The organism is Micromonospora sp. NPDC047548 (assembly GCF_040642975.1).
Classification (GTDB): domain Bacteria; phylum Actinomycetota; class Actinomycetes; order Mycobacteriales; family Micromonosporaceae; genus Micromonospora.
On record NZ_JBEYTI010000007.1, the window covers coordinates 195,794 to 208,894 of the forward strand.

Genomic DNA, 13,101 nt, shown 5'->3' on the forward strand with positions numbered 1-13,101 from the left:
GGAGGTGCTGCGATGACCCAGACCGCGAAGTCCCTGCCGGTCGCACCCCACCAGATCGAGCTCGCCATCGGCGGGATGACCTGCGCGTCCTGCGCCGCCCGGATCGAAAAGAAGCTCAACCGGATGGAGGGCGTGACCGCCACCGTCAACTACGCCACCGAGAAGGCCACCGTCCGGTACGCCGACGAGGTCACCCCGGACGACCTGATCGCCACGGTGGAGAAGACCGGCTACACCGCCGTCGTGCCGCCCCCGCCCACCCCGGCGGGTACGGCCGGACCGGCCGCCGAGCCGGCCGACGAGCTGCGCGGCCTGCGGACCAGGCTGTGGGTCTCGATCGTGCTGACCGTGCCGGTGATCGTGCTGGCCATGGTGCCGGCCTGGCAGTTCACCTACTGGCAGTGGCTGTCGCTGACCCTGGCCGCCCCGGTGGTGGTCTACGGCGGGCTGCCGTTCCACCGGGCGGCCTGGATCAACCTGCGGCACGGCGCCGCCACCATGGACACCCTGGTCTCGCTCGGCACCCTGGCCGCGTTCGGCTGGTCGCTCTGGGCGCTCTTCCTCGGCGACGCCGGGATGCCCGGGATGACCCACCCGTTCCGGCTCGACATCACCCGCACCGACGGGGCCGGCAACATCTACCTGGAGGCGGCCGCCGGGGTCACTCTGTTCATCCTCGCCGGCCGGTACTTCGAGGCCCGCTCCAAGCGGACCGCCGGCGCCGCCCTGCGGGCCCTGCTGGAGCTGGGTGCCCGGGACGTCGCGGTGCTGCGCGGCGGTGCCGAGACCCGGATCCCGGTCGACCAGCTCGCGGTGGGGGACCGGTTCGTGGTCCGGCCCGGCGAGAAGATCGCCACCGACGGGGTGGTGGACGAGGGCACCTCGGCCGTCGACGCCAGCATGCTCACCGGCGAGTCGGTGCCGGTCGAGGTCGGCCCGGGCGACACCGTGGTCGGCGCGACGGTCAACGCGGGCGGCCGGCTGGTGGTCACCGCCACCCGGGTCGGCGCGGACACCCAGCTCGCCCAGATGGCGAAGCTGGTGGAGCAGGCGCAGACCGGCAAGGCGGCCGTGCAGCGGCTGGCCGACCGGATCTCCGGCGTCTTCGTCCCGATCGTGATCGCGCTGGCCGCCGGCACGCTGGGCTGGTGGCTCGGCACCGGGGCGGGCCCGACGGCCGCGTTCACCGCCGCGGTGGCCGTGCTGATCATCGCCTGCCCGTGCGCGCTCGGCCTCGCCACCCCGACGGCGCTGCTGGTCGGCACCGGCCGGGGGGCCCAGCTCGGCATCCTGATCAAGGGGCCGGAGGTGCTGGAGTCCACCCGCCAGGTCGACACCGTCCTGCTGGACAAGACGGGCACGGTCACCACCGGCCGGATGACCCTGGTCGACGTGCTCCCCGCCGAGGGCGTCGACCGGGCGGAGCTGCTGCGGCTCGCCGGCGCGCTGGAGGCCGGCTCCGAGCACCCGATCGCCCGCGCGGTCGCGACGGGTGCCGCCGAGGCGGGCGAGCTGCCGCCGGTGACCGGCTTCGCCAACGCCGAGGGGCTCGGCGTCACCGGCACGGTCGACGGCCACGAGCTGGTCGTCGGTCGGCTCCGGCTGCTGCGCGAGCGGGGCCTGGACGTACCCGAGGAGGTCGTCCGGGCGGCGGGCGAGGCGGAGGCCGCCGGACGGACGGCCGTGCTGGCCGGCTGGGACGGCCGGGCCCGGGGCGTCCTGGCGGTCGCCGACGTGGTCAAGCCGACCAGCCGGGCGGCGATCGACGGGCTGCGCGGGCTGGGGCTGACACCGGTGCTGCTCACCGGCGACAACACCACCGTCGCCCGGGCGGTGGCGGCCGAGGTCGGCATCGACGAGGTGATCGCCGAGGTGCTGCCGGCCGACAAGGTCGACGTGGTCACCCGGCTCCAGGCCGAGGGGCGGATCGTCGCCATGGTCGGCGACGGGGTCAACGACGCCGCCGCGCTCGCCCGGGCCGACCTGGGGCTGGCCATGGGCACCGGCACCGACGTGGCGATCGAGGCGTCCGACCTGACCCTGGTGCGCGGTGACCTCACCGCCGCGGTGGACGCCATCCGGCTCTCCCGGCGGACCCTGGCCATCATCAAGGGCAACCTGTTCTGGGCCTTCGCCTACAACCTGGCAGCCCTGCCGCTCGCCGCCGCCGGCCTGCTCAACCCGATGATCGCCGGGGCTGCGATGGCCTTCTCCTCGGTCTTCGTGGTCGCCAACAGCCTCCGGCTGCGCGGGTTCCGCCCGGTCGGCTGAGCCGTCACGCGCCGCCGGTCTCGTCCGCGGGGCCGGCGGCGCCCGTCGTGGCCGGGGGAGACAACCACGGTGGTACGACGCCCCGAGCGCGTACAACCCGGGTGGTAGGCCCATCGGCAACTCCGGCATGACGACTCGTGACCACGCCGGTACATAGGCTGCCGCCTGCACTCGTCATGTGAGCGAAGGGATCCTCGATGTACGTCCGTCACCTGCTTGCCGCCTCCGCAGCCGCCCTGCTCGGGGGTTCGGGTTTGCCGCGCCGGCGGCCGCGGCCAGCAGGGCCGCCCATTCAGCGGCGGTGTCGATGCCATGCGACTGCACCACCAGGCCGACGAGGGCGACCAGGCCGACCACCAGCACCAGGGCCGTGTTCGCCGCCCGGCCGTGCCATCGCCAGCTCGACATGCGCCGAAGCCTAACCTTCCGCAACTGGGCGGGAGAAGGCCCGGCCGTCCGGGTATCAGGCGAGGGCGGGCCGCCTCCCTGCCCGCCGTCGTCGCCGGAACTCATCGGTCGCTGGCGAGGCGGGCCGCGCGCAGGTCCAGGTAGCGCCGCTCCGGCAGGCTGGTGGTCCGCCGGGCCGCCAGCAGGTACGCCTCCCGCGCCGCCTCCGGCTCCCCGGCCAGCTCCAGCAGGTGGGCCCGGACGGCGGCCAGCCGGTGGTGGCCGGCGATCCGCTCGTCGACATCGAGCGGGGCGAGCAGGGCGAGCCCGGCGCGCGGCCCGTCCACCATGGCCACCGCGGCGGCCCGGTTGAGGGTGACCATCGGGTTCGGTGCCACGGCCGCCAGCACCCGGTAGAGCGCGCCGATCTGCCGCCAGTCCGTCTCCTCCGCCGAGGGCGCCTCGGCGTGCACCGCCGCGATCGCCGCCTGGAGCTGGTACGGGCCCGGCGGCGACCAGGTCAGCGCCTCGGTCACCAGGGCCACTCCCTCGGCGATGGCGGTCCGGTCCCAGCGCCTGCGGTCCTGCTCGGCGAGGGGGACCAGCTCCCCGCCCGGCCCGGTCCGCGCCGCCCGGTGCGCGTCGGTGAGCAGCATCAACGCGAGCAGGCCGGCCACCTCGCCGTCGTCGGGCAGCGCCCGGTGCAGCTGGCGGGTCAGCCGGATCGCCTCCCCGGTCAGCTCGGCCCGGTGCAGGTCCGCCCCGCTGGAGGCCGTGTAGCCCTCGTTGAAGATCAGGTACAGCACGTGCAGCACCGTCCGCAGCCGCTCGTCCCGCTCGGTCGGCGACGGCATGACGAACCGCGCGCCGGCCGCCTCGATGCGTTGCTTGGCCCGGCGGATGCGCTGGCTCATCGTCGGCTCCGGCACCAGGAACGCCTGCGCGATCTGCGCGGTGCTCAGGCCGCCCACCGCGCGCAGGGTCAGCGCCAGCTGGGCCGACCGGGGCAGCGCCGGATGGCAGCAGAGGAAGAACAGCGTGAGGCTGTCGTCCCCGGTGGACGGTGCCTCGTCGGCGGGCGGGGCGACCGCCGCGTACCCCGGCTCCCGGAGCGCGACCGCGACCTCACGGTCGCGGCGGGCCCGCTCGCTGCGCCACTCGTCGGTCAGCCGACGGCCGGCGACGGTGAGCAGCCACCCGCGGGGATTGTCCGGCACGCCCCGTTCCGGCCACTGCGTGGCGGCGGCCAGCAGCGCCTCCTGCACCGCGTCCTCGCAGGCGGAGAAGGCGCCGTGCCGGCGGACCAGGATGCCGAGGACCTGCGGCGCGAGGGCACGCAGCAGGTCCTCCACCTCCCGAGGCGTCACATCTCGGTCCCGGCCTCGTCCATCACCGGGCGCACCTCCAGCACGCCGAAGCCCATCCGGACGTCGGGCCAGCGCGCGGCGATCTCGACGGCCCGCTGCGGGCTGTCACAGTCGACCATCAGGTAGCCGGCGAACTGCTCCTTGCTCTCCATGAACGGCCCGTCGGTCACCTCGGGGTGCTCGCCACGGAGCTGGACCGTCCGGGTCTGCGACGGGTCGGCCAGCGCCTGGCCGCCGACCAGCTCACCGGACTCGGTCAGCTCCTTCATGATCGCGTCCACCTCGCCGAAGAGCGCGGTGCGCTCCTGCTCGGAGAGCCCCTCGACGAAGCCGGGCCGGTTCCAGATCAGCAACATGTACTTCACGATGGTGCTCCTGAGCTCGCGTGGCCACGCCGGTCGTGGCCCTCGGTGACAGGTCGGTGCCCGCACGGTGGATCCGACACCGCCGCCGGAGAAATCTTCTCCGAGCGGTCAACGCCGGCCGGGCAGCGGCCGGGCCGGCGGCGCGCCGGCGTCCAGCGACGCCCGGTCGGCGGCGGACGTACCCGAGTGCCAGCCCTCCGCGTCCCGGATGGTCAGCCGGGCCCGGGTGACGCCGGGGAAGAGGGTCTCCATCCGCTCGCGGACCGCGTCGGAGCGGGCGGCCAGCACGGGAAGCAGCCGTTCCGGGCCGGCCGCCTCGGCTGCCTGCCGGTCGGCCGCCTCGGTCGCGGCTCGCAGCCGTTCGCCGATGCGCAACGCGAACGCGTGCAGGAACGACTCGTCGTACGCCTTCGTCCGCCGGCTGCTGCCCCGCTTCCGCTCGGTGCGGCCGCGCAGCATGGCGGCGGTGGCCTGCACCAGCAGCGACGTGTAGAGCAGCTCGACCGCCTCCAGGTCGCCCGCGAAGCCGAGCACGGTGGCGAAGCCCAGATCGTCGGACCAGACCGACTCGCACCGGTTCGCCGCCGCCACCTCCTGCACCAGCAGCGCCTTCGCGCCCGCGTACGGGGCCTCGGTGCCGAGGCGCAGCCCGCCGGGCCGGTCGGGGCGTTCGGCGGCGGCGTCGACCAGCGCCCGGTCCAGGCTGTGCCGGGCGATCAACTCCTGCGCCTTGCCGGTCAGCGCCTCCGCCTCGGCCGGGAAGGTGGTCGACTCGGCCTTGGCCAGCAGCGCCCGGACCCGGTCGAGCATCGGGGAACCGCTCCGCCCGGGGCCGCCACGCCGGGCCACGGCCGGCCCGCTCCCGCCCGGTGGCGGGCGCAGCACCGCGACCGGTGGCAGGCCGTCGAGCAGCGCCAGCACCTCGACCGCGTCGCGCAGCGCGGTGATCCGGTCCTCACCCTCGCGGGCGGCCCAGCGGGCCAGCCAGCCGGCGTCGTCGTCCCACCACACCCGGGCCGCCAGCCCGTCGAGCTGCTCGTCCCACCACGGCGGGACGTCGCCGGCCTGCCCCCGGCGCTGGGCGGCAAGCGCGTCGCGCACCAGCCGGCCGGGTCGCGCGCCGAGGCGGCGGGTCACCATCCGGGCCACGTCGACCGGCTGCCAGCCGCGTGGCCAGAGCCGGGCGAGGGCGCCCGCCAAACGGTCGAGGAGGGCGGCGTCCACCGCCGCCGCGCCGTCCACGGCGCCGGTGCCGACCACGAGCCGGTCCAGCTTCCGCTCCGCGTCGCGTACGTCGGTGCCGCGTATCGCCGCGACCGCGTCGGCGATGAGGGCGTCGGCGTCCGGCACGGGTGGTCCTTCCTGAGAGGGAGACGCCCGGGTGGTGTCCGGATCGTCGGGAGTGTCTGCCCGGCAACGGTACCCGGGTGCGGATTCGACCAGCGGATCACTCATCCGCGCGCCATGATCCCGGTTTACCCTCCGTAGCGGCGTCCTAAGCCGGTTCCGGGTGTGTCGTGGCCCGGACCTCGCCGCAGGGTGTGGGCCCGGCCTGCGCCGAGCCGCCGTGAGCCGGCGACCCGGGCGGGTGCGAGGGGCCCGCCGACGCGGTGTTGTTCTACCCTCCTCTATGTGAGTGAGCTCATTCCAGAACCGGTCCACCCGGGACAGATCCGTGCCTCCAACGCCGACCGGGAGCGGGTCGCGGCCGTGTTGCGCGAGGCAGCCGCCGAGGGCCGGCTGGATCTGGGCGAACTGGACGAGCGGCTGGGCCGCCTCTACGCCGCCCGCACCTACGCCGAACTGGGACCCCTGACCCAGGACCTCCCGGCGGTCGGGTCGCCGCTGTTCCCGGTCCCGATGCCGACGTACGACGGTGCGGCGCCGGTGTCGCGCAGCGGCTACGCCCTGGCGGGCAAGTTCGAACGGTCGGGCCCGTGGAGCGTCGGCCCGGAATTCACCTGCCTGGCGTTCTGGGGTGGCGGTCTGGTCGACCTGCGGGACGCGATCTTCACCGTTGGCGCGGTGCGGATCAGGGCCTACGCCCTGATGGGCGGCCTGGAGATCTGGGTGCCCGAGCAGGCCACCGTGCACGTGACCGGGGTCGGGGTGATGGGCGGCTTCGACCACCGGGCCAGCGGGCCGGGTGCGCCTGGCGCCCCGACGATCACCGTGGGCGGGTTCGCCCTGTGGGGCGGGGTGGCGATCAAGCGCAAGCCCTCCGCGCGGGAGGCCCGGATGCGCAAGGTGGAGAAGAAGCGGAAGAAGCTGGAGGGCTGGTCGCCCGAGTCCGACGACTGACCTGGGCTGGTCGCCCGACTCCGCCGGTAGGGCCGGAGGCGGCCCCGCACGCGGGGCCCGCGGCCCGACCGGCCGGTCGCGCCGCTGGACGTGGGCCACCGGGCAGTGCCGCTCGGACGCCGGTTGAGATACGGTCGCCAGGTGATCGTCGAGGAGCACTGGTGGAACGGGGACCACACGGCACGCGGTCGCCGCGACGTGTACATCCGCAGCGACGGGCTGCGCTGGGAGGTACAGGCACAGATCGGCGGCGCGTACGGCCGTTCGAAGGTGCAGGAGTGCCCGAGTCGTACCTCGGCGAGCATCCTCGCCGGGGCGTGGCGCGGCGGTAATCCGGCCTGGCGCGAGCTGCCCCGCTGAGCGCAGCCGCGCCACTGGGGGACTGACGCCGGTCCCACCGGCGTGGTCCCCCGTGCCGGTGGGTGGTCCCGCCCCAGGTCGCCGACACCGTCGTGCTGCTGACCAGCGAGATCATCACCCAACGCCGTGCGGTACGGCCCGCCCCCGCTGTGCCTGCGGGTCAGCCCCTTCGCCGACCGGGTCCTGGTGGAGATCACCGACTCGAACCCGGTGGTTCCCGTGCTCGCCCGGCCGGCCTTCGAGGCCCTCGTCGCCGCCGAGCAGGTGGCGGGCGGCGTCCGGGCCGGACCCGAACGGTTCACGTTTCGGGAGGCCGCCGGAGGTGCTCGCGTCGCCGCCATTCGGTCTCCCTGACCTCCAGCGCGCGTTCCTCCTCCAGCTTCGCCCGGCGCAGGCGCTGCCGCGGTTGCCGATTCCTGAGACTGTCCACGGTCGCCGCGCCGACCACGGCCACGGCCAGCAGGACCAGCGCCCCGAAGGCCGACAGCTGGCCGGCGACGGGGATAAGCGCCGCCAGCACCAGCAACGCGCCGATCTGGAACCACCTGAACTGGTGCACGGTACGGATCTGGAGCCCCAGTACGGCCAGCAGGAAGAGCAGCACGCCGCCGTACAGGACAGCGAGGTCGATCCCGCCCAGTAGGTCCCGGTCCCACGGCACGGTGGGATCGGCGATGAGGGCGAGCACGTGCTTGAGGCCGAGGGAGAACAGGATGATCCCGAAGATCATCGGTAGGTGCAGGTAGCTGTAGGCGTCCCGGGCGAGCGCGAGCCGCGCCGCACCGTGGGCGCGGTGCAGTGCCTGCTCCCCGGCGATCACCCGGGCGTCGAAGTACACCCACCAGAGGGCGGCGACCACCGCGATCCCCAGGACGGCCCCGCCGATGATGGGCCAGGTCAGCGGCAGCCCCGCCAGCAGGTTCGGCCCCGTCCCGAGGGAGAGGATCGACTCGCCGAGCGCGACCAGGACGATCTGGGCGTGCCGCTCCGCCCAGTGCCCGGCCGAGACGATGGTCAGCCCCGGCCTCCGGGTGAGCGCGCCCAGCAGGTACGCGACGGCCACGGCCAGGGCCCACAGGCCGAGTCGGGCGCGGATCTCGGCGTCGCCCCGGAACAACTGCCGCGGCACCAGCGCGGCGACGAGCAGCAGCGCCGTCGTGACCAGCGGCGGTACGGCCAGTCTGCGCCACCACCTGTGCAGCTGCGGGTCGCCGCGGACGGCGTACCAGAAGGCCAGCACCTGCAGGCCCAGCGCCAGCAGGTAGCAGGCCGCGAAGGTCAGGTCCCCCGGGAGTCCCGTCGGTATGTCGATGAACGCCTCGGGGAGCGCGACCGACGCCAGGAAGATCGCCGCCATGATGCCGAATCCGAACAGCGGCATGATGCCCTGGTCGGTACGGATGGCGTTGCCCAGGGTGGCGAAGCTGGTCCACACGTACCAGAGCAGGGCCAGGACCAGCAAGCTGCGCGACAGCGCCGACGGGCTGAGGTACTTCGCGGACACCGTGGTGACGTTGAGGAAGGCGAAGACGAAGACGAGGTCGTAGAAGAGCTCCAACCGGGTGACCTTGGCGCCGGGCGCGGCCGGTTCCAGCCCATGGGTGCCCACCAGGCCCTCGTCCGTGCTCACCGGCCCAAGTGTGGCGGTCGGGCCGGTGCTCGGTTGGCGGTGTCGCGGTAAGCCCTCACAACGGGTGACCGGGGCGTCGCCGGGAGACGACCAGGTCCTTCCGCCATTTGTCCTCCGGCGACCGGCTCCGACGGTCACCATCTCCCCATGGGAGAAGTCATGCACGCGCTCAACGTCCCGGCTGCCGGCGCGCAGCCGCAACTGTCCGAGCTGCCCGTCCCGGAGGTCACCGCGGGCAGCGTCCTGGTCCGGGTGAAAGCGGCCGGCCTCAACGCCATCGACAACGCCCTGGCCGGCGGGATGATGGCCGGGACGATGCCGCACGAGTACCCGCTGGTCCTCGGCCGCGACGCCGCCGGAATCGTCGAGGCCGTCGGGGCCGGCGTCGACCACGTCGGCGTGGGGGACGAGGTGGTCGGTCACGTCCTGCTCGCCCCGCCGGTGCACGCCGGCACCCTCGCCGAGCACGCCCTGCTGCCCGCCACCGCGGTCACCGCCAAGCCCAGCGGGCTCGACTTCGTCACCGCCGCCGCCGTGCCCCTGGCCGGCGCGGCCGCGCTCGCCTCGGTCGACGCGGTCGACCCGCAGCCCGGTCGCACGGTGCTGGTGGTCGGGGCCGGCGGCGGCGTCGGCTCGTACGTGGTGCAACTGCTCGCCGGCCGGGGCGCCACGGTCGTGGCCACCGGCAGGGCCGAGGACACCGACCGGCTGAGCCAACTCGGCGCCGACACCGTGATCGACTACACCACCGGGCCGGTGGCCGACCAGGTCCTCGCCCGGTATCCGGACGGGGTCGACGGGCTCATCGACCTCGTCGCCCACGGCCCTGACGGCCTGCCGCTGAGCGCCGTGCGCCGGGGCGGCAAGGTGGCCAGCACCCTGGGAGCCGCCGACGGCGACGTCCTGGCCGCCGCCGGGCTGACCGGCAGCAACATCATGGCCAAACCCGTCCGGGAGGTCGTCGCCCCGCTCATCGAGCAGGCCGCCAACGGCACCCTCGCCGTCAGCGTCAGCACCGTCCTGCCGCTCGACCGGGCCGCCGACGGCCTGGCCGCCCTCGCTGGCGGCAAAGCGCACGGCAAGATCGTCGTCAAGGTCGGCGACTGACCCGACCAGCTCTTCCGCCGGCCGGCGGGCTGGCGGGTGCCGGGACGGGGCCGGAGGTCACGCGAACGCTCGACGCGGCCACCAAGGGCAACGACGAGGGCGAACATGACCATGCTGGCGGTGAACGAGGCCGCCACGCGCTGGGCGAGCAGGCGCGCGTCGCCCAGCCGGTGGGTAAGCCTCGGGACGGCCGACCTCCGTCGCGGCGTCCACGGAGCGGACCAGGCTCCGCCGGGCAGGCGGCTTCAGCCCGTGGTCACGGCGGCGGTCACCTCCACCTCCAGCACCGCGCCGTCCAGGAAGAGCCGGCTCACCTCCACCGTGGTGCTGGCGGGGTTGGCGTGCGGGAAGTACCGGTCGCGGACCGCCGCGTAGCCGGCCAGGTCGCCGAGGTCGGTCATGAACGTCCGGACGTGCATGACGTCGGCGAACGTGGCGCCGTGCGCGGCGAGCAGGCCGCCGATCAGCTCGAAGATCCGCTCGGACTGCGCCCGGACGTCGCCGGGCGCCACCACGGCGCCGTCGTCGTCGACCCCGACCTGGCCGGAGAGCACGAGCAGGGCACCGCCCGGCAGGTCGAAACGGGCGACGTGGGCGAACCGGTCGCCGAACGGCGCGGAGACGGTCGCGGGGTTGTCCAGGGTCACGGTCACGATGGCTCCTTGTGGTGGGCGGCGGCGTCCGTGGGGCGGACGTCGGTGAGAGTGGCGATGTCGCCGTACGGGTGGGGTGCGGCCGCCAGCACCGACGCGGCCGCGCGCAGGACGGGCGCGGGCACCTCGCCGAGCGCGTCGAGGGCGAGCCGGGCGTCCTTGGCGGCCAGGGCGACGGCGAACGCGGCGTCCGTGGCGGTCGCCCGGGCGACCGCGCCGCCGAGCGGTCCGGTGGCGAGCGCCTCCACCGCCGTACGCCGGTCCGCGCCGACCGCTCCCGCGACCGCCAGCGCGTCGGCGACGGCCGTGACGGCGGTGACCAGGGCGGTGTTGAGCACCAGCTTCAGCGCGGCGCCGCTGCCGGGACCCCCACAGCGGCGGACCGTGCCGAGCCGTTCCAGCACCGGGGCGACCCGGTCGACGGCCGCCTCCTCACCGCCGGCCAGCACCACGAGCCGACCCGCCTCGGCCGCGCCGGCACTGCCGGCGACGGGCGCGTCCACCAGCGGTACGCCCGCCGGCAGCAGCCCGGCCAGCTCACGTACGGCCCGTGGGCCGATCGTGGACATCTCGACCAGATGGGTGCCGGGCCGCAGGACGGCCGCGTCGGCACCGCACAGCACCGCCCGGACGGCGGTCGCGTCGGTGAGCATGGTGATCACCACGTCGGCCTCCCGGACGGCCTCGGCCGGGGTGGCGGCGGCCCGCGCACCCGCCGCGACGAGCGACCCCGTCCGGGCGGGGGTGCGGTTCCAGACCGTGAGCCGCTGCCCCGTGGCCAGCAGCCGGCGGCCGACCGCGGTGCCCATCGTGCCGGTGCCCAGCAGTGCGATGACGTCCATGCTCGCGGAACGCTAGGTGGTGCGAATCCATGTCACCAGCGAATGTTCCGCATCACCACCATGCGCCAGTGGCATGGCAGAATGTGGCATGCAGCCGCACGCCCTCCAGGTCTTCCGCGCCGTCGCCGAGCACGGCACCATCACGGCCGCAGCCCGGACCCTGCGTTACACCCAGTCCGCGGTGTCGCGGCAGATCGCCGCACTGGAGGCCGAGACCGGATCCCCCCTGTTCGACCGGCTGCCGCGTGGCGTCGCCCTGACCGAACAGGGCCGCTGCCTGCTCGGCCACGCCGAGGCGGTGCTCGACCGGCTCGACGCCGCCCGCCGGGACCTGGCCGCGCTCCGCGACCTGACCGCCGGCCGGCTGCGGGTGGGCGCGTTCCCGACGGCGGTGGCCGCGCTCGTACCACGTGCCCTGGCCGCGTTCCGGTCCGCCCATCCTCAGGTGGCGCTGTCCCTGGTCGAGGGGCTGACGCCCGGGCTGTTGGACCGCCTGCTCGCCGGGGACGCCGACGTCGCCGTGGTGAGCGCGGCACCCGACCAGCCCCTCGACGGCGACCGGTTCGACCTGCACCACCTCGTGGACGAGGTCCTGCTGGTGGCGGTGCCCCGGACGCACCGGCTCGCCCACCGACGCACCGTCCGGCTGCGCGAACTGGCCGATGACGCGTTCATCGCCGGTTCGGCCACCGCCGAGGAGACCCTGCTGCGGGCCACCCTGCCGGCGGACTTCCGACCCCGGATCGACATCGTGGCCGCGGAGTGGACCGGCAAGCTGGGCTGCGTCGCGGCGGGGCTGGGCGTCGCACTGGTGCCCGCCCTGGCCGTGCGGGCCACCCCGCCCGACCTCGCCCTGCTCCGCCTGCACCCCGACGACGCCTCCGTCCGGCGGGTCTTCGCCGCCACCGTGGCCGGTCGCAGCCGACCTCCGGCGGTACAACGGTTCCTCACCCGTCTCGACGAGGCGACGGCCGGGTTGCGGTGACGTGGCGGTCGGCGGCCTGAGCACCGGCACCCCTGCCCCGGCTACCCCTCGCCAGCCTGGCCGCCACCCCGACCTCGTTCCCCCGCCAGGGGGAAGGGCTTCCCGCCCTGACGGGATGGCGAGGCGGTACGCCGGTACGAGACTGGGCCTCATGACGACAGCCAGGACCGTGCCACCCGACGGCCGCCTCGACTCCTGGGACGGGAGGCAACCGCCGCGGTGGGCGGTCCGCGTCGCGCACCTGATCACGGTGCTCGTGCTCCCGTCCGGGCTGTGGCGCGTCGGCGTCGCGCTCGGCTACTCGATGGGCATCCGCGTCGCGCCCGACGTCGATGCCGCGTCGGGACACGTAGGGGGCTGGGAAGTGGTGTACATCCTCGGGCTCACGGTCGTGTCCGAGGGCATCGCCCTGCTCTCTCTGGGCCTGGTCCGGCAATGGGGCGAGGTGTTCCCGCGCTGGATCCCGCTTGTCGGCGGCCGTCGCGTGCCACCGGTCGCCGCGACCGCTGTCGCCGCGACAGGCGCCGTCGCGTTGACGGCGATCTGGACCTTCGCCACGGTCAACTTCTTCGTCCTGACCGTCTTCGGCACGCCCGAGCGGGGCGTGGTGTTCGCGAACGGTTGGTGGGAGGCGCTGCTCGTCGCGTGCTACCTCCCGCTGCTGCTGTGGGGACCACTGCTGATCACCATCACCTGGGCCTACTACCGCCGCCGCTGCAAGGACCGCACGTACGATCCGTATTCGTCGACGGACCGATCTCGAACGTCCATCGCCCGCCGCTGACCCGCCATCGCGATCACGAGAAGTCTACATATTTATATTGATCAGAATT

General features: G+C 74.5%; 14 protein-coding genes. 7 read left to right on the plus strand and 7 right to left on the minus strand.

What is annotated here, in order from left to right; all coding sequences use genetic code 11:
• Window positions 1-12 precede the first annotated feature (12 nt).
• Window positions 13-2,271 (plus strand): heavy metal translocating P-type ATPase, encoded by a 2,259-nt coding sequence (locus ABZ807_RS10570; protein ID WP_357155094.1) that lies wholly within the window; start codon window positions 13-15, stop codon window positions 2,269-2,271.
• A gap of 174 nt (window positions 2,272-2,445) precedes the next feature.
• Here the strand turns inward: ABZ807_RS10570 and ABZ807_RS10575 are convergent, their stop codons facing one another.
• The 4 genes from ABZ807_RS10575 to ABZ807_RS10590 all read right to left on the minus strand — a co-directional run bounded on the left by ABZ807_RS10575 (window position 2,446) and on the right by ABZ807_RS10590 (window position 5,740).
• Window positions 2,446-2,679 (minus strand): hypothetical protein, encoded by a 234-nt coding sequence (locus ABZ807_RS10575; protein ID WP_357155095.1) that lies wholly within the window; start codon window positions 2,677-2,679, stop codon window positions 2,446-2,448.
• A 101-nt stretch (window positions 2,680-2,780) separates the two neighbouring features.
• Complete coding sequence (locus ABZ807_RS10580) at window positions 2,781-4,025, minus strand: DUF6596 domain-containing protein (protein ID WP_357155097.1); 1,245 nt, start codon at window positions 4,023-4,025, stop codon at window positions 2,781-2,783.
• Window positions 4,022-4,381: a YciI family protein gene (locus ABZ807_RS10585; RefSeq protein WP_357155244.1), complete on the minus strand. Its 360-nt coding sequence runs from the start codon at window positions 4,379-4,381 to the stop codon at window positions 4,022-4,024. Before ABZ807_RS10585 ends, ABZ807_RS10580 begins: the two co-directional genes overlap by 4 nt.
• Window positions 4,382-4,498: 117 nt before the next feature.
• Complete coding sequence (locus ABZ807_RS10590; RefSeq protein ID WP_357155099.1) at window positions 4,499-5,740, minus strand: DUF2786 domain-containing protein; 1,242 nt, start codon at window positions 5,738-5,740, stop codon at window positions 4,499-4,501.
• Window positions 5,741-6,022: 282 nt separating this feature from the next.
• Here ABZ807_RS10590 and ABZ807_RS10595 point away from each other — a divergent pair, with 282 nt between their 5' ends.
• The 3 genes from ABZ807_RS10595 to ABZ807_RS10605 all read left to right on the plus strand — a co-directional run bounded on the left by ABZ807_RS10595 (window position 6,023) and on the right by ABZ807_RS10605 (window position 7,405).
• On the plus strand, window positions 6,023-6,691 hold the full coding sequence (locus ABZ807_RS10595) for a DUF1707 domain-containing protein (RefSeq protein ID WP_357155101.1): 669 nt from the start codon (window positions 6,023-6,025) through the stop codon (window positions 6,689-6,691).
• A gap of 141 nt (window positions 6,692-6,832) precedes the next feature.
• Window positions 6,833-7,051 (plus strand): hypothetical protein, encoded by a 219-nt coding sequence (locus ABZ807_RS10600; RefSeq protein ID WP_357155102.1) that lies wholly within the window; start codon window positions 6,833-6,835, stop codon window positions 7,049-7,051.
• A gap of 126 nt (window positions 7,052-7,177) precedes the next feature.
• Window positions 7,178-7,405, plus strand: a complete 228-nt coding sequence (locus tag ABZ807_RS10605; RefSeq protein ID WP_357155104.1) for a hypothetical protein — start codon at window positions 7,178-7,180, stop codon at window positions 7,403-7,405.
• Here ABZ807_RS10605 and ABZ807_RS10610 read toward each other — a convergent pair.
• Entirely contained in the window at window positions 7,350-8,681 is a 1,332-nt protein-coding gene (locus ABZ807_RS10610; RefSeq protein ID WP_357155106.1) for a low temperature requirement protein A, read from the minus strand. The genes ABZ807_RS10605 and ABZ807_RS10610 overlap by 56 nt on opposite strands.
• A 147-nt stretch (window positions 8,682-8,828) precedes the next feature.
• On the opposite strand from ABZ807_RS10610, the gene ABZ807_RS10615 reads away from it, so the two are divergent.
• Window positions 8,829-9,788 (plus strand): zinc-binding dehydrogenase, encoded by a 960-nt coding sequence (locus ABZ807_RS10615; protein WP_357155108.1) that lies wholly within the window; start codon window positions 8,829-8,831, stop codon window positions 9,786-9,788.
• Between the two features lie 245 nt (window positions 9,789-10,033).
• Here ABZ807_RS10615 and ABZ807_RS10620 read toward each other — a convergent pair whose 3' ends face one another.
• Window positions 10,034-10,441 (minus strand): Rid family hydrolase, encoded by a 408-nt coding sequence (locus ABZ807_RS10620; protein ID WP_357155110.1) that lies wholly within the window; start codon window positions 10,439-10,441, stop codon window positions 10,034-10,036.
• Complete coding sequence (locus ABZ807_RS10625) at window positions 10,438-11,283, minus strand: NAD(P)-binding domain-containing protein (protein ID WP_357155112.1); 846 nt, start codon at window positions 11,281-11,283, stop codon at window positions 10,438-10,440. Before ABZ807_RS10625 ends, ABZ807_RS10620 begins: the two co-directional genes overlap by 4 nt.
• 88 nt (window positions 11,284-11,371) lie before the next feature.
• On the opposite strand from ABZ807_RS10625, the gene ABZ807_RS10630 reads away from it, so the two are divergent.
• Window positions 11,372-12,268, plus strand: coding sequence for a LysR substrate-binding domain-containing protein (locus ABZ807_RS10630; protein ID WP_357155114.1), 897 nt, complete (start codon window positions 11,372-11,374; stop codon window positions 12,266-12,268).
• Window positions 12,269-12,437: 169 nt separating this feature from the next.
• Window positions 12,438-13,052 (plus strand): hypothetical protein, encoded by a 615-nt coding sequence (locus ABZ807_RS10635; RefSeq protein ID WP_357155116.1) that lies wholly within the window; start codon window positions 12,438-12,440, stop codon window positions 13,050-13,052.
• Window positions 13,053-13,101: the final 49 nt, after the last annotated feature.